Genomic DNA, 15,467 nt, shown 5'->3' with positions numbered 1-15,467 from the left:
GCGGGGTATCTGCGGATGTTGGCGTTGACGTATGACAGCGTCGTGACAGGAAGTGGCGTGGTGATTTTCCAGCGCGGCGCACCTGGGGTGAAGCAAAAATCTCACTGAATGCTTGACTTCTCCTTTTCAATCAGTAACATACGGCGCATTCCGCGATAGCTCAGTTGGTAGAGCAAATGACTGTTAATCATTGGGTCCCTGGTTCGAGTCCAGGTCGTGGAGCCAGATAGTAAAAAAGCCTGCAGCGATGCAGGCTTTTTTTTGCCTGGAATTTGTCCCGGACACTCGATTCAGGCGTGCCCTCGAAACAGACGATATTCGGCAGGCATGCACACCGCACAAGGACGAAATCCCGCGGCGACAGCCGTCGCTTCATCGAGAAAAAACACGCGATTTTTCACGTAGCCGCCACGCGCAATGGCTCGCAGCGCCGCACGACAGTCGAGCTTTCCATAGCGCTTGCCGCGACGGTGACCGCCCAGCGTTCCCGGCTCGGGGCTTGGGAAGGGGCTTGCGTCTGCGCCCATCAGCATCCAGATGTTTTTGTCAGCCATCGCTTGTCCTCCTGCCGCACCAGCCTGCGGTACGTCCGCCATGTATCGCCGATCAGATCGGCTAGCGCACCCGGTTTCTTGCTTTTTTTATCGCTCAAAAAGGCTCAAAGTCGGGCACGCTATCCATTTCTGCTTTTCGACAGGATTCGAACATGTCAAAACTTCCCGAAACGTCCAACGATCCCTACCAATGGCTTGAAGACGTCGACGGCACGCGTTCACTGGACTGGGTACGCGCCCAGAACCTCAGGACCGAAGACCGGCTCGCCCGCTCCGACAGCTTCAAGCAGATCAAGGCCGATGTGCTGGAGATACTGGACTCGGACAGCAACATCCCCTACGCCGATAAGGTCGGCGCCTATTACTACAACTTCTGGATGGACGCCGCCCACCCGCGGGGCCTGTGGCGTCGCACCACGCTGGCGGAGTACCGCAAGCCTCAACCTGCCTGGGAAACGTTGCTGGACCTTGACGCACTGAACGCCGCCGAGGGCGAAAACTGGGTGTGGCACGGTGCTGATTTCTTGCGCCCGGACTACCAGCGCTGCCTGCTGGCGCTGTCCCGTGGCGGCGCCGATGCGAATGTCACCCGCGAGTTTGATCTGGCCAGCAAGACCTGGGTCGAAGACGGCTTCCAGTTGCCCGAGTCCAAGGGCGGCCTGGGCTGGATCGACCGTGACAACGTCTATGTCTATACCGATTTTGGTGAAGGGTCGATGACCCGTTCCGGTTACCCGCGCATCGTCAAGCAGTGGCAGCGCGGTACGCCGTTGAGTGCCGCCAGTCTTGTCTATGAAGGCGCGCTGGATGATATGTACATCGCGGCGATGCACGACGACACGCCCGGCTACGAGCGTGACTTCGTCAGCCGCACGCTGGCGTTCTACAACAACGAGCTGTACCTGCGGGGCAGCGACAACCAGTTAAGCAAAATCGACGCGCCGAACTCGGCGGAAAAGTCGGTGTACAAAGACTGGCTGCTGCTGGAGCTGCGGGAGGACTGGACGCTCGATGAGGTGTTCGTGGCCGGCTCGTTGCTGGCGATCCGGTTTGATCGCTTCATGGCAGGCCAGCGGGATTTCGAGGTGCTGTTCACCCCTACGGACAGCACCTCGCTGGCAGGGTTTTTCTGGACGCTGAATCACCTGGTGCTGAACGTACTGGATCACGTCAAGAACCGCCTCAGCGTCCTCACTCCCGGCGCGAACGGCTGGCAGCACAGCCCGTTCACCGGGGCGCCGAGCATGGGGACGGTGGGTGCCAGCGCAGTGGACAGCGACGACAGTGATGCCGTCTGGCTGGTGACCACTGACTACCTGACGCCGACCACCTTGTCGCTGGCCGAGATCGGTCATCCGCCCGAGGTACTGAAAACCCTGCCGGCCTTTTTCGATTCCAGCCAGCACGTGATCGAGCAGCACTTTGCGGTCTCCAGGGATGGCACTCGTGTGCCGTATTTCCTGGTGCTCGGCAAAGACCTGCCGCGCAACGGCACGGCGCCGACCTTGCTCTATGGTTACGGCGGCTTTGAATACTCCCTGACCCCGTATTACTCCGGTAAGGCAGGCCGCGCCTGGCTTTCGAAGGGCGGGGTGTACGTGGTTGCCAACATTCGCGGTGGCGGTGAATACGGCCCGCGCTGGCACCAGGCCGCACTCAAGCAGAACCGTCCGCGTGCCTACGAAGATTTTGCCGCAGTGGCCCGTGACCTGATCGACCGTGGGATTACTTCGCCCCGACACCTGGGCGCGGAGGGTGGCAGCAACGGTGGTCTGTTGGTCGGCAATATGCTTACTCAATACCCGGAACTGTTCGGTGCAATCGTCTCCCAGGTGCCCTTGCTCGACATGCAGCGCTATCACCTCCTGTTGGCCGGGGCGTCGTGGATGGGGGAATACGGCAACCCGGACGTACCTGAGGAGTGGGCGTACATCCAGACATTTTCTCCATACCACCTGTTCGATCCGGCGAAGGCCTACCCACCGGTGTTTTTCCTGACCTCGACCCGCGATGACCGGGTGCATCCAGCCCACGCCCGCAAGCTGGCGGCGAAGATGATCGAGGCCGGCAAGGACGTGACGTACTACGAAAATATCGAAGGTGGGCACGGCGGGGCGGCAGACAATGCGCAGGCTGCGCATATGAGTGCGCTGGTCTACAGGTTTTTGTGGGAGAAGTTGAGTTCTAATCGGGACTGAGTGTTGCCAGCCTTAATTGCTGGTACGCCTGCACCAATTGGTCGAGCGTAAACCCAAGGTTCCTGCCGCTGGGATTGGGCAGAACCCACACCGCCGCACACCCCAGGGTGTGCGGTTGAAGCCCCCAGGCAATCTGCTTCTGCCCGCTCAACGCGCTATAGGCGGCCTTTCCCAGAAACGCCACATACCGTGGCGCGTAGCGTGCGATCTTGCGTTCAAAACTAGCCGCCGCCGCCCTGAATTCATCCGCCGACAACTGGTCCGCCCGGGCCGTAGGCCGCTCCACCACCGTGGTCAGTCCACACTGGTATTGCAGGATCGTGCGGTCGTTCTCCGGCTGCACTTCATGGGGCGTAAACCCGGCCAGGTGCAGCGTGCGCCAGAACCGATTGCTCCTGCCCATGAAGTGATGCCCGGTGGTGGCGGCCTTCAGCCCCGGGTTTATGCCGCAGAAAATCACGGCCAGGTCTTTGGTCAGAATGTCTTCGAGTGTTTCGTTCATGCTGAGTCTCAGGCAAGTGTCTTTCACGACGTTGGGAAAAACACAGGGGCGGTCTGGCGTATCGCGTTAGTCGGGATACCCTGTGAACCTGTTCAGGCTATCTTTACAGCGGCCATCATGGTTAACGGGGCCCGCAGGTCAACAGCAGAGCTGCTTTATGTGGGAGCGGGCTTGCTCGCGAAAAAACCGAGAACGCCGCGTTGAATCAGGATGCCAGCGTCATCGTTGACGACCTTCGCGAGCAAGCCCGCTCCCACATTTGACTGTGCCCGCTCTTGATTTTGATCTTGGGCGGCCCGCGGAGTAATGCCGGCAAGAGCGGAACCAATATCAGCCATTACCTAAATAACCGATATACCCCCTAACCCAACAACGCCCGAGCAAACTCATCAGACGCAATAAAGTCCATGGCCTTACGCAACTCGCAAGCCGCCTCAGCCCCAAACACCTCATCAAACCGCACCGCCATCTGCCTGGACACCACCCGCGCCTCTTCGTATTTACGCTGCCCCGCGTCGGTCAACAGCACCCGCCTGCTGCGGCGGTCCAACTCATCCACCCGCAACACCACCAGCCCATCCCGCACCAGCGGCTTGAGCGTATGCCCCAGGGCCGACAAATCCATCACCAACGACTGCGCCAGGTCGCGCATCTTCGGAGCGTCGCCATTGGCGATGTGGTTCATCAGCGAATACTGGGTGGCCTTCAGACCAAACGGCGCAAACGCCTCGTCATAGATCTGCGCCATACGACGGGACGCGCGCCGCACGGCTCCGTTGGAGCAGGTGCTCGGGCTATTCAGGACAGGCGGTGCGCATTTCACAGGCTGATCACTCGCTACAGATCAAGGGTTAACCGAACGTTAATCCGGCAAGATGAATATTGACACATGCTGCAACAAATTAGTTGCGTATGCCACTAAACGCTATATCGTGGCATATGCCTCTATTTTGACCGGATGTCAGTGCAGTTGGCCCGGAACACAGACGGGCGGGGCAGGAGGGAAGCGCTGTTTGGTACCTCCTTCAGTCATCAACTTCCTGTCTGGATCACATCTATGCTCAACCTCGTGCGCATCGCATTGCGGCGCCCCTATACCTTCCTGGTATTGGCTATTTTCATTCTGATTGTGGGCCCGCTCGCGGCCTGGCGTACACCGACCGACATCTTCCCCGAAATTCGCATCCCCGTGATTGCCGTGATCTGGCAGTACACCGGCTTGCCGCCCGACCAGATGGCCGGCCGCATCACCTCGCCGTTCGAGCGGGTGCTGACCACCACGGTCAACGACATCCGCCATATCGAGGCGCAATCGCTGAACGGCTACGGCATCGTCAAGGTGTTCTTCCAGCCGGGAGTCAACATCAGTACGGCCAACGCGCAGATGACTTCGGTGTCCCAGGCCATCCTGCGTCAACTGCCGCCGGGCACCACGCCGCCGCTGATCCTCAACTACAGCGCCTCGACAGTGCCGATCGTGCAGTTGGCGTTGTCCGGCAAAGGCCTCAGCGAACAGAAACTCGGTGACCTGGGCCTCAACACCGTGCGCCTGATGCTGACCACGGTGCCCGGTGCCGCACTGCCATACCCGTTCGGCGGCAAGACCCGCCAGGTGCAGATCGACCTCGACTCCGCACGCATGCAGGCCCGTGGTCTCTCGGCGCAGGACGTGGCCACTGCCCTGGCCACGCAGAACCTGATCACCCCGGTGGGCACGCAAAAGATCGGCAGCTACGAGTTCAACCTGCAACTGAACAACTCGCCGACGGACTTCCACGACCTGGAAAACCTGCCGATCAAGACCGCCGACGGCACCACCGTGTTGATTCGTGACGTGGCCACGGTGCGTGACGGCAACCCGCCGCAGACCAACATCGTGCACGTCAACGGCAACCGCTCCGTGCTGCTGCCGGTGCTCAAGACCGGTTCGGCCTCGACCCTCGGGGTGATCGCCGGGATCAAGGACAAACTGGCCGACAACAAAGGCGCCTTGCCGCCCAACCTGAATATCGACCTGATCGGCGACCAGTCGTTGTTTGTGCGCTCGGCGATCAGCGGCGTCGCCCGTGAGGGGATCATAGCGGCCGCGTTGACCAGCCTGATGATCCTGTTGTTCCTCGGCAGTTGGCGCTCCACGGTGATCATCGCCACGTCGATCCCGCTGGCCATCCTGTCGTCGATTGCCACGCTGTCGGCGCTCGGCGAAACCCTCAACATCATGACCCTCGGCGGCCTGGCATTGGCCGTGGGGATCCTGGTGGATGACGCTACGGTGACCATCGAAAACATCAACTGGCACCTGGAACAGGGCAAGCCGGTGGAGACGGCGATCCTCGACGGCGCGGCGCAGATCGTCACACCGGCGTTCGTGTCGCTGCTGTGTATCTGCATCGTGTTTGTGCCGATGTTTTTCCTGGAAGGCGTGGCGCGCTTCCTGTTTGTGCCGATGGCCGAAGCGGTGATCTTCGCGATGATCGCCTCGTTCATCCTCTCGCGAACCCTGGTGCCGACCCTCGCCAATTACCTGCTCAAGCCTCACGAACATCATGCGGACGGTACGCCAGTGGTGGCGCCGTCGAGCAACCCGCTGGTGAAATTCCAGCGCGGGTTCGAGCGCCAGTTCGAGGCGTTTCGCGGGGTTTACCACGGGGCACTGGAGAGTGCCTTGCACCACCGCCGTATCGCGGTGATCGCGATGCTGGCGTTCGTCGCCGTGTCGTTTGCGCTGGTGCCATTCCTGGGTCGCAACTTCTTCCCCGACGTCGACTCCGGGCAGATCCTGTTGCATGTGCGTGCACCGATCGGCACGCGGGTCGAGAGCAATGCGCGGCTGGTCTCGCAGATCGAGAACACCATTCATAACGTGATCGAGCCCCGGGAGCTGGCGGCCATCGTCGACAATATCGGCCTGGCCATCAGCGGGATCAACGTGGCCTACAACAACACCGGCACCGTGGGCTCACAGGACAGCGACATCCAGATCAGCCTGAAAGAGGGCCATCGTCCCACCGCCGAATACATGCGCGAACTGCGGGAGCGGCTGCCCCGTGAATTCCCGAATGCGGTGTTCTCGTTCCCGGCTTCGGACATCGTCGGGCAGATCCTCAACTTCGGTTCTTCGGCGCCGGTGGATGTGCAAGTCAGCGGCAATAACCTGCCCGCCAACTTCACCTACGCCAGCACGTTGCTGCGGGAAATCCGGCGGGTGCCGGGTGTGGTGGATGCGCGTATCCAGCAGTCGCGGCAACTGCCCACGTTCAAGATCGATGTGGACCGTACCCAGGCCCAACTGGTGGGCCTGAACGAGCGCGACGTGACCAACAGCCTGGTGGTCAACCTGGCGGGTTCCAGCCAGGTGGCGCCGACGTTCTGGCTCAACCCGGCCAACGGCGTGTCTTATCCGATTGTGATGCAAACCCCGCAGTACGGCCTCGACACCCTGGCCGCCCTGCATAACCTGCCGTTGAGCGGCAGCCCCGGTTCGGCGCAAGACCAGACCCTCGGCGGCCTGGCGTCCATCGAACGCAGCCACGCGAACTCGGTGGTGACCCAGTCGGACATCCAGCCGGTGGTCGAGGTGTTGACCGCAATCCAGGGCCGCGACCTCGGTGCCGTTGCCGCCGACATCCAGAAGATCATCGCCGCCCACGCCAGCGAAGTGCCCACCGGCTCCAAGGTGCTGTTGCAGGGCCAGGTGCAAACCATGAACGCGGCCTTCAGTGGCTTGCTGTTTGGCCTGCTTGGCGCGGTGGTGCTGATCTACCTGCTGATCGTGGTCAACTTCCAGTCGTGGGCTGACCCGTTCGTGATCATCACCGCCTTGCCGGCGGCGCTCGCGGGCATCGTGTGGATGCTGTTCATCACCCACACGCCGCTGTCGGTACCGGCGCTGACCGGGGCGATCATGTGCATGGGCGTGGCCACCGCCAACGCCATCCTCGTGGTGAGCTTTTGCCGCGAACGCCTCGCGGTGCACGGGGATGCGGTGCAGGCGGCGCTTGAAGCCGGCTTTACCCGTCTGCGCCCGGTATTGATGACCGCGATTTCGATGATCATCGGCATGGCGCCGATGGCGCTGAGCCTGGGGGAGGGCGGCGAACAGAACGCCCCGCTGGGCCGTGCGGTCATCGGCGGGCTGGCCTTCGCCACCATTGCCACGTTGTTCCTGGTTCCGCTGATTTTCAGTCTTGTGCACGGGCGGCGTCAGCACGCCACGCTTGCGACCACCGCCACTCAAGGGGTTTGACATGTCTGCTTCCGTTTCCAATCCGGGTTCGCCCCGCCGTAAATCCCGTGGTCTGCTCTGGCTGGTGCTGGGGCTGGTGGTCCTGGTTGCCGTGGTGGTATTCGGCATCGGCGTGCGCGCCAGCGAATCCCATGACCTGAAAACCTGGACCGATGCCCAGGCGTTGCCCAGCGTGATCCTGATCACCCCGAGCGTGCAGCCCCAGGGTCCGATCCTGAACCTGCCGGGGCGTCTTGAGGCGTATTCGCGGGCGTCGATCTTTGCCCGGGTCAATGGCTACCTCAAGACCTGGAACGTCGACATCGGCGACCACGTGAAGGCCGGGCAACTGCTGGCCGAAATCGACACGCCGGAGCTCGATCAGCAACTGCTGCAAGCCAAGGCCGTGCTGGCTTCGGCCCAGGCCGACGAGTCGCTGGCACAGACCACCGCCAAGCGCTGGCAGGCGATGCTTTCGTCGGACTCGGTGTCGCGCCAGGACGTGGATGAGCGCACCGGCGACCTGACTGCCAAGCAGGCCAAAGTGGTCGCGGCCAGGGCCAACGTCGACCAGTTGGTTGCCACCAAGGGCTTCCAGCGCTTGACTGCGCCGTTCGCCGGCGTGGTCACTGCACGCTCCACCGATGTGGGGGCGCTGATCAGTGCCGGTGGTGCCACTGGCAAAGAGCTGTTCGCGGTCTCCGACGTCAGCCGCCTGCGGGTGTATGTGCAGGTGCCGCAGTCGTCGGCGCCGCAGATCCAGGTGGGCACCGTGGCACGTCTGAGCGTGCCGGAGTATCGCGGTGAAACCTTCAACGCCAAGGTGATCGCCACTGCCGATGCGGTGAACGCCGCGTCCGGCAGCACCCTGGTGCAACTGTTGGTGGAGAACCCCGGCAGCCGCCTGTTGCCGGGCGGCTACACCAGCGTGCAGTTCACCTTGCCGGTGCAGACCGACGTGCTGCGCCTGCCTGCCAGCGCCCTGGTGTTCGATGACAAGGGCATGCGCGTGGCCACCCTCGACGCGAATAATCATGTGCACTTCAAGACCGTGACCATCGCCCGGGACTTCGGTGACAGCGTGGAAATCGGCAGCGGCCTGGTCGCCACCGACCGCGTGATCGACACCCCGCCCGACGGCCTGGCCGACGACGATTCGGTGCAACTGGCCGCCAATCCCGTGGAGGCCAAACCCCATGGCTAAGCGCACTTGCCTGGTATTGGTCGCGACCCTGGGCCTGGGCGCCTGCCATCTTGCGCCGCCGCTGGACGTGCCGGAGGTACCCATCGCCGCGCAGTTCCATACCCAGGGACCGTGGACCGTCGGCACGCCGAACGACCAGGCGAGTCGCGACGGTTGGTGGCACATCTACAAGGACCCGCAACTGGATGCGATGGAGCAGCAGTTGCTGCAAAGCAACCCGGACTTGAGCGCGGCACTGGCTCACTATTCCCAGGCCCAGGCGTTTTTGGCCCAGGCGCAATCCGGGCTGTTTCCAAAGCTGATCGGTTCCAGCAATGCCCAGCGCATTCGCCAGTCGGACACCCGGCCACTGCGCTCGGCCAGCCCGCCGAATGTTTACGATTCCGGGACAGTGGGGGTAGAGCTGGACTATGAAGTCGACCTCTGGGGCCGTGTGCGCGACACCGTTGCCGCCGGCACCAGCGACGCCCAGGCCGCCAAGGCCGACCTGGCCTCAGTGCGTCTGAGCTTGCAGGCGCAATTGGCCGACAGCTACATCCGCCTGCGTGGCATTGACCGGCAAGACCAGTTGCTGCAGGAAACCAGCGATGCCTATGCCAAGGCCCTGAGCCTGACCGAAGGCTTGCACGGCGGCGGTATCGTCTCCGGGCTGGACGTGGCGCGGGCGCGTACCCAACTGTCGACGGTCAAGTCGCAGCTGAGCCAGAATTTGGTGCAGCGTGCAGTGCTTGAACACTCGATAGCGGCGATGCTGGGTGAGTCCGCATCGACCTACGCGATTGCCCCAAGCGTCGCGGATATCGCCTTGCCCGGCGTGCCCACCGGTGTACCGTCTACGCTGTTGCAGCGTCGGCCGGACATCGCCGCTGCCGAGCGCCGGATTGCCTCGGCCAATGCACGCATAGGGGTGGCGAAAGCCGCCTGGTTCCCGGCCCTTACCCTGAGTGCCCAAGGTGGTTTCCAGAGTGATGAGTTCGCGCACTTGTTGAGCGCGCCCAACATTTTCTGGGCGATTGGCCCGTCGCTGGTGGGGACGATTTTTGACGGCGGCGCGCGCCAGGCCGGAGTGGACAGTGCCAAGGCGGCAACCGATGAAGCCGCAGCCAAGTATCGTGGTGTAGTGTTGACCGCGTTCGAGCAGGTGGAGAACAACCTCTCCATCATCTCCGGGCTCGACACCGCCCTGGTTGACCAGCGCGATGCGGCGGCAGCCGCGCAGTACGCCGAGGACTTGTCCCTGGCCCGCTATCGCCAGGGTGGCGCGGCGTACCTGGACGTGGTGACGGCGCAGGTAGCGTCGTTGCAGGCACAGCGCACGGTGCTGGATCTGCAGACTCAACAGTTAAGCGCCAACGTAGGGCTGATCAAGGCACTGGGTGGCGGTTGGAATATGGCCCAACTGGCCCAAAAGAACCTGTAGGAGCGAGCGTGCTCGCGAAGGTCGTCGACCACACCGCGGGCATCCTGAAAGAACACGGCGCCCTCGAGTTTTTCGCGAGCAAGCTCGCTCCTGCCGTTAGTTGTTGTGAACATTGAATCCAAGGAGTAGTGGCATGACTGATTACGTACCGCCAAAAGTCTGGACCTGGAAGACCCAAAACGGCGGCACCTTCGCCAGCATCAACCGGCCCATTGCCGGCGCGACCCACGACAAGGAATTGCCGGTAGGCCGTCATCCGTTGCAGCTGTATTCGTTGGCAACGCCCAATGGCCAGAAGGTCACGATCCTGCTGGAAGAGCTGCTGGCCCTGGGTCACAAGGGTGCCGAATACGATGCGTGGTTGATCAAGATCGGTGACGGCGACCAGTTCGGCAGCGGCTTCGTCGGCGTGAACCCGAACTCGAAGATTCCCGCGCTGCTGGACCGCAGCGGGCCCAAGCCGATTCGGGTGTTCGAGTCGGGTGCGATCCTGCAGTACCTGGCCGAGAAGTTCGGCGCGTTCCTGCCCACCGAACCGGCGGCCCGTGCCGAATGCCTGTCGTGGTTGTTCTGGCAGATGGGCAGCGCGCCGTACCTCGGCGGTGGTTTCGGGCATTTCTATGCTTACGCGCCGACCAAGATCGAGTACGCCATCGACCGCTTCGCCATGGAAACCAAGCGCCAACTGGACGTACTGGACAAGCAATTGGCCGAGCACGAATACATCGCCGGGGATGAGTACACCATCGCCGACATGGCGATCTGGCCGTGGTACGGCGGCCTGGTGAAAGGCCGCTTGTATGAGGCGGGGGAGTTTCTCTCGGTGCAGGATTACAAGCACGTCGTGCGCTGGGCCAATGCCATCGAAGCGCGGCCGGCGGTGCAGCGTGGGCGCCGGGTCAACCGCGTGTCGGGCGAGCCGTCAGAGCAACTGCGCGAGCGGCATGAGGCGTCGGACCTAGACTGACCCACCACACCCACCCTTGTGGCGAGGGAGCTTGCTCCCGCTGGGCTGCGCAGCAGCCCCAAAACCTGCACCCACTTTCTACCTGAAAGAATGCGGGCTGCTTATTGGGGCCGCTTCGCGGCCCAGCGGGAGCAAGCTCCCTCGCCACAGGTTTCAGCGGTGCCTTCACGGCGTTCCCACTTGGCAATAACCAGCGGTGCCAGGGCATTGCCCAGCACGTTCAACGCGGTGGTCGGCATTTCCATCAGGCGATACACCCCGGCGATGAAGGCGATGCCCTCCAACGGCAAGCCCGCACTCGCCAGGGTCGCCGACAGAATCACGAACATGAACCCCGGCACCCCGGCCGCGCCCTTGGATGTCAGCACCATGGTCACCACCAGCAGGGCCTGGTCGCCCAGGCTCAGGTCGATGCCATACAGCTGCGCCACAAACAGCGTGCCGATCCCCAGGAACAGCGACGCACCGTCCAGGTTGAACGAATACCCCACCGGCACCACAAAGCTCACCAGTGAAGGCGGCACGCCGTAGGTTTCGAGTTTCTTCATCAGTTGCGGCATCACCGCCGCCGAGCTGGCGGTGGAGAACGCCAGGATCAGTTCATCCTTGATATGCCGCATCAACGCAAACAGGTTGATCCCCCACAGCCGCGCCACCAGGTTGAGCACCACCAGCACGAAGAATGCAATCGACACGTAGCTGACCAGGATCAGCTTGGCCAACGGCAACAGCGAGCTGAAACCGAAGTTGGCCACGGTCACCGCGATCATCCCGAACACGCCGATGGGCGAATAGGCCATGATCATCGACGTGACCTTGAACATCGCCTCCGACACCCCGCGCAGCAGGGCAATCACCGGGTCCTTGCGCTCGGCCGGCAAGCGCGAAACCCCGAGGCCAAACATCACCGCGAAGAACAGCACCGACAGCAGGCTGCCCTGGGCCATGGCGTTGATGACGTTGTCCGGAATGATCCCGACAATGATCTGCCCCAGGCTGTGGCCGCCGCCGGCGCTGCTGGTGGGCAAGGTCACGGCACTCGCTTGCAGGCTGGCCAGTTCGGTACCGGCACCCGGCTTGAGCAGGTTGCCCATCACCAGCCCGACGATGATCGCCAGGGTGGTGATGCAGAAGAAATAGCCCAGGGACTTGGCCCCGATGCGTCCCAGGGATTTACCGTCACCGTGCCCGGCAATGCCCACCACCATGCAGGCAAACACGATGGGCACGACGATCATCTTCATCAGCTTGATAAAGATATCGCCCGCCGGTTGCAGCAGGTTGTCCACCAGCCACGGCCGGGATTCGGGAAAACGGTGCAGCAGGGCGCCGATGGCGATGCCGGCGAGCAAGCCGATCAGGATTTGCCAGACCAGCGCGATGCGGGGCTTGTGCATGGGAATGCCTCATTTATATCAATGATTATGAGTGTTGTTCTAGGCAGTCAATGAGCGGCCATCCCTGGCCGCCGGGTGGGGCGGGAACCGTCAGCGCAATCGATGGCACGCTTCATTCAGGCGACGGCAACCTTCTTCAATCACGTCAAGCGAGCTGGCGAAAGACAGGCGGATATACGGTGACATGCCGTACGCCGCGCCGCTTACGGTGGCCAGGCCGTGTTCCCGCAGCAGGTGTTCGGCCAGCTGGGTGTCACTGTCGATCCGCTCGCCGTGGGCGGTGGTCTTGCCCATCAGCCCGGCGACGTTGGCGAACACGTAGAACGCGCCATCCGGTGGCGTGAAGCTCACGCCGGGAATGTCTTCAAGCAGGCCCAACATGCGTTTGCGACGTTGCTGGTACACCTCGCGCATCCCGGCGATGGGCGCCTGATCGCCAGCGAAGGCGGCAACTGCGGCAGCCTGGCTGAGAGAGCTGGGGCAGGTGGTGGTTTGCGAGAGCAGCTTGGCAATGGCCGCGATCAGCCAGGCCGGGCCGGCACCGAAACCCAGGCGCCAGCCGGTCATGGCGTAGCCCTTGGAGGCGCCGTTGACGATCAGCGTGCGCGGCTTCAGGTCCGGTGCGAGTCGGGTCAGGGAAACGTGGCGGGCATCGTCGTAGACGAAATGCTCGTAGATCTCATCCGCCATGATCAGCACATGGGGATGGCGCCGCAGCACCGCGGCCAGGGCCAGCAGTTCGGCCTCGTTGTACACCGCGCCGCTGGGGTTGTTCGGGCTGTTGAGGATCACCCATTTGCTGCGCGGGGTGATCGCTTGTTCCAGGGCCTGAGGCGACAGCTTGAACCCCAGTGACTCGTCGCCGGGAATGATCACCGGCGTCGCGTCATTCAGCCGTGCGATGTCCGGGTACGACACCCAATACGGCGTGTGCACGATGACTTCGTCGCCGCGATTCAGGGTCGCCGCCAGGGCGTGATAAATGATGTGCTTGCCACCGCACCCGGCAATCACTTCGTCCAGCCCATAGTCCAGCTGGTTATCGCGCTTGAGCTTGAGGCAGATCGCCTGGCGCAGGGCGAGGGTGCCGCTGGTGGCGGTGTAGTGGGTGTCGCCACCGTGCATCGCGGCGCTGGCTGCTTCGAGGATATGCGCGGGTGTATCGAAGTCCGGCTCGCCCACGGTGAAGTTGACGATGTCCCGGCCCTGGGCGCGCAGTTCGCTGACCAGTGCATTGGCGGCGATGCTCGGGGAGGGCGCGATGCCCAGCACCCGGTCGGACAGAAAGGCAGTGCTCATGATGACTCCCCTCAGCCTGCCAGGCCGGCCTGTTGCAACACCTTGTCGATCCAGCTCTGGCGCACCGCACCGCTGGCAATTTCGGCTTTGACTTGCTCTTCATGGGCCGCGTGTTGCGCGGCCTTGCGCAGCACTTCGGCGGCGTCGGCCTGGGAGAAGGCGACCAGGCCGTCTTCGTCACCCACCAGCACATCCCCCGGGTTGATCAGCATGCCGCCGATGGACACCGGCACATTCACCTCGCCCGGGCCGGTCTTGTAGGGGCCGCAATGCACCACGCTGCGGGCGTAGCAAGGGGTGTCCTCGAAGCTCGCGACATCGCGAATCGCCCCGTCAATCACAAACCCCACGCAGCCGCGTTGCTGGGCGTAGAGCTTGACCAGTTCGCCGATCACCGCGTTGTTGGTGTCGCCCTGGGCGTCCACCACCAGCACGTGGCCCGGCTCCAGCATGCTCAAGGCCTTGTAGATCAGCAGGTTGTCGCCGGGGCGGGTTTTCACCGTGAGCGCGGTGCCCACCAGCTTGCCGGTGCGGTTGTAGCGGTTCAGCCCACGGGCGCCGATGTGCCGGCCGAGGTTGTCGCTGATGTGCGGGGTGACCACGTGAGTGAAGGCTTCGAGCACTTCGGCAGAAGCCAGCGGCGGGTTGGGGAGGATGCGGGAACCGGGCAAGGACATGGCTGTAACTCCGATTGATCTTATGGGTCTGTGGCTAGATCTTAGGAGTGATGAACATACAGTTTTAGCGATATTTTATTATCTGATAGGATCGCTTTTTCTCATGGGAGATAGCCGATGATCACGTTCAAGCAAATCGACGCGTTGTACTGGATTGCCGAGCTGGGCAGTTTCGAGGCGGCGGCGAACAAGCTGAACATGTCGCAGTCGGCGATTTCCAAGCGCATCCAGGAGTTGGAAGAAACCTTCGATGTGGAGATTTTCGACCGCAGCAAACGCAATGCGCGGTTGACGGAAAAGGGCGCCGAGTTGCTCGACTACGCCAAGGACCTGCTGGAGCGTCGCGACTACATGCTGGAGCGGGTCAGCACCCGTGAAGTGCTGGTGCGCAGGTTTCGCCTGGGGGTGACGGAATTGACGGCTTTCACCTGGTTGCCGGCGCTGGTGGAGGCGTTGCGCGAGGCCTATCCCAAGGTGCAGATCGAACCGTCGGTGGAGTTGAGCAGTGAGCTGTTTCGCAAGCTGGAGAGTGATGAGCTGGACCTGGTGATCGTGCCTGATGCCTACAGTGATTCGCGCTTCCTGAGTACGCCGCTGGGCAGTGTGGAAAACGCCTGGATGTGCGCACCGGGGTTGGTCAGCGAGGCTGATCCGGTGGGGCTTGAGGCATTGGCCGGGTATACGGTGTTGACCCAGGGTTCGCACTCGGGGACGGGGCTGATTTATGAGCGCTGGTTGGCAGCGCATGCTGTGCAGATGCCGCGCAAGTTGACCAGTCATAACCTGTTGGTGCAGGTCGGGCTGGCGCTGTCGGGGGTGGGGGTGAGTTATTTGCCCAAGGGGTGTTTGTCGCATTTGATCGAGCGCGGGGAGCTGCGCGCGCTGGTGACGGAACCGGCGCTACCGAGGGTTGGGTATGTGGCGTTGCATCGCGGGGATCGGCAGTTTGGCTTGAACCAGAATGTGGCGCAGTTGGCGGTGCAGTGTTGTGATTTTTCGCGGTTGTTGTTTTAGTTTTTCGAAG

At 62.5% G+C, this 15,467-nt stretch carries 12 protein-coding genes and 1 tRNA gene; 7 read left to right on the top strand and 6 right to left on the bottom strand.

Features of this window, described 5'->3' with window-relative positions; genetic code table 11:
• Nucleotides 1–149 precede the first annotated feature (149 nt).
• Nucleotides 150–225 (top strand) — tRNA-Asn (locus HX786_RS07610).
• Nucleotides 226–290: 65 nt separating this feature from the next.
• Here the strand turns inward: HX786_RS07610 and HX786_RS07605 are convergent.
• Nucleotides 291–554 (bottom strand): Ada metal-binding domain-containing protein, encoded by a 264-nt coding sequence (locus HX786_RS07605; RefSeq protein WP_177022146.1) that lies wholly within the window; start codon nt 552–554, stop codon nt 291–293.
• A 152-nt stretch (nt 555–706) separates the two neighbouring features.
• On the opposite strand from HX786_RS07605, the gene HX786_RS07600 reads away from it, so the two are divergent.
• Nucleotides 707–2,752, top strand: a complete 2,046-nt coding sequence (locus HX786_RS07600) for a prolyl oligopeptidase family protein (protein ID WP_178911900.1) — start codon at nt 707–709, stop codon at nt 2,750–2,752.
• Here the strand turns inward: HX786_RS07600 and mug are convergent.
• Both mug and HX786_RS07590 read right to left on the bottom strand, forming a co-directional pair.
• Nucleotides 2,739–3,254, bottom strand: coding sequence for a G/U mismatch-specific DNA glycosylase (gene mug, locus HX786_RS07595; RefSeq protein ID WP_177067731.1), 516 nt, complete (start codon nt 3,252–3,254; stop codon nt 2,739–2,741). The genes HX786_RS07600 and mug overlap by 14 nt on opposite strands.
• A gap of 361 nt (nt 3,255–3,615) precedes the next feature.
• Nucleotides 3,616–4,002 (bottom strand): MarR family winged helix-turn-helix transcriptional regulator, encoded by a 387-nt coding sequence (locus tag HX786_RS07590; protein ID WP_003207888.1) that lies wholly within the window; start codon nt 4,000–4,002, stop codon nt 3,616–3,618.
• Nucleotides 4,003–4,311: 309 nt separating this feature from the next.
• Between HX786_RS07590 and HX786_RS07585 the strand changes: the two genes are divergently transcribed.
• The 4 genes from HX786_RS07585 to yghU all read left to right on the top strand — a co-directional run bounded on the left by HX786_RS07585 (nt 4,312) and on the right by yghU (nt 11,070).
• Nucleotides 4,312–7,500, top strand: a complete 3,189-nt coding sequence (locus tag HX786_RS07585; protein ID WP_008433261.1) for an efflux RND transporter permease subunit — start codon at nt 4,312–4,314, stop codon at nt 7,498–7,500.
• Between the two features lies 1 nt (nt 7,501).
• The gene (locus HX786_RS07580) at nt 7,502–8,683 is read left to right on the top strand and encodes an efflux RND transporter periplasmic adaptor subunit (RefSeq protein WP_003207891.1); all 1,182 of its coding nucleotides are present in this window, start codon (nt 7,502–7,504) and stop codon (nt 8,681–8,683) included.
• Complete coding sequence (locus HX786_RS07575) at nt 8,676–10,103, top strand: efflux transporter outer membrane subunit (RefSeq protein WP_003207893.1); 1,428 nt, start codon at nt 8,676–8,678, stop codon at nt 10,101–10,103. Before HX786_RS07580 ends, HX786_RS07575 begins: the two co-directional genes overlap by 8 nt.
• A 133-nt stretch (nt 10,104–10,236) precedes the next feature.
• Nucleotides 10,237–11,070 (top strand): glutathione-dependent disulfide-bond oxidoreductase, encoded by an 834-nt coding sequence (gene yghU, locus HX786_RS07570; RefSeq protein ID WP_177080320.1) that lies wholly within the window; start codon nt 10,237–10,239, stop codon nt 11,068–11,070.
• A gap of 101 nt (nt 11,071–11,171) precedes the next feature.
• Here yghU and HX786_RS07565 read toward each other — a convergent pair whose 3' ends face one another.
• From HX786_RS07565 to HX786_RS07555, 3 genes are all read right to left on the bottom strand, one after another.
• Entirely contained in the window at nt 11,172–12,467 is a 1,296-nt protein-coding gene (locus tag HX786_RS07565; protein WP_177067729.1) for a cation:dicarboxylate symporter family transporter, read from the bottom strand.
• A 90-nt stretch (nt 12,468–12,557) separates the two neighbouring features.
• Entirely contained in the window at nt 12,558–13,766 is a 1,209-nt protein-coding gene (locus tag HX786_RS07560) for a pyridoxal phosphate-dependent aminotransferase (protein WP_178911899.1), read from the bottom strand.
• Between the two features lie 11 nt (nt 13,767–13,777).
• Nucleotides 13,778–14,443, bottom strand: a complete 666-nt coding sequence (locus tag HX786_RS07555) for an RraA family protein (RefSeq protein WP_134326042.1) — start codon at nt 14,441–14,443, stop codon at nt 13,778–13,780.
• 117 nt (nt 14,444–14,560) lie between these two features.
• On the opposite strand from HX786_RS07555, the gene HX786_RS07550 reads away from it, so the two are divergent.
• Nucleotides 14,561–15,457, top strand: coding sequence for a LysR family transcriptional regulator (locus tag HX786_RS07550; RefSeq protein ID WP_008433274.1), 897 nt, complete (start codon nt 14,561–14,563; stop codon nt 15,455–15,457).
• The last annotated feature ends 10 nt before the right edge of the window (nt 15,458–15,467 follow it).

The organism is Pseudomonas sp. 21615526, assembly GCF_013386245.1.
Classification (GTDB): domain Bacteria; phylum Pseudomonadota; class Gammaproteobacteria; order Pseudomonadales; family Pseudomonadaceae; genus Aquipseudomonas.
Note: the sequence above shows the minus strand (reverse complement) of the source record. Positions and strands in the feature narration are given on the sequence as shown.

Bases quoted from the DNA above. Each gene is read 5' to 3' on its own strand.
- HX786_RS07600 (WP_178911900.1), top strand. From the start codon at position 707: ATGTCAAAACTTCCCGAAACGTCCAACGATCCCTACCAATGGCTTGAA.
- mug (WP_177067731.1), bottom strand. From the start codon at position 3,254: ATGAACGAAACACTCGAAGACATTCTGACCAAAGACCTGGCCGTGATT.
- HX786_RS07575 (WP_003207893.1), top strand. From the start codon at position 8,676: ATGGCTAAGCGCACTTGCCTGGTATTGGTCGCGACCCTGGGCCTGGGC.
- HX786_RS07550 (WP_008433274.1), top strand. From the start codon at position 14,561: ATGATCACGTTCAAGCAAATCGACGCGTTGTACTGGATTGCCGAGCTG.
- HX786_RS07585 (WP_008433261.1), top strand. From the start codon at position 4,312: ATGCTCAACCTCGTGCGCATCGCATTGCGGCGCCCCTATACCTTCCTG.
- yghU (WP_177080320.1), top strand. From the start codon at position 10,237: ATGACTGATTACGTACCGCCAAAAGTCTGGACCTGGAAGACCCAAAAC.
- HX786_RS07605 (WP_177022146.1), bottom strand. From the start codon at position 554: ATGGCTGACAAAAACATCTGGATGCTGATGGGCGCAGACGCAAGCCCC.
- HX786_RS07560 (WP_178911899.1), bottom strand. From the start codon at position 13,766: ATGAGCACTGCCTTTCTGTCCGACCGGGTGCTGGGCATCGCGCCCTCC.
- HX786_RS07555 (WP_134326042.1), bottom strand. From the start codon at position 14,443: ATGTCCTTGCCCGGTTCCCGCATCCTCCCCAACCCGCCGCTGGCTTCT.
- HX786_RS07580 (WP_003207891.1), top strand. From the start codon at position 7,502: ATGTCTGCTTCCGTTTCCAATCCGGGTTCGCCCCGCCGTAAATCCCGT.
- HX786_RS07565 (WP_177067729.1), bottom strand. From the start codon at position 12,467: ATGCACAAGCCCCGCATCGCGCTGGTCTGGCAAATCCTGATCGGCTTG.
- HX786_RS07590 (WP_003207888.1), bottom strand. From the start codon at position 4,002: ATGGCGCAGATCTATGACGAGGCGTTTGCGCCGTTTGGTCTGAAGGCC.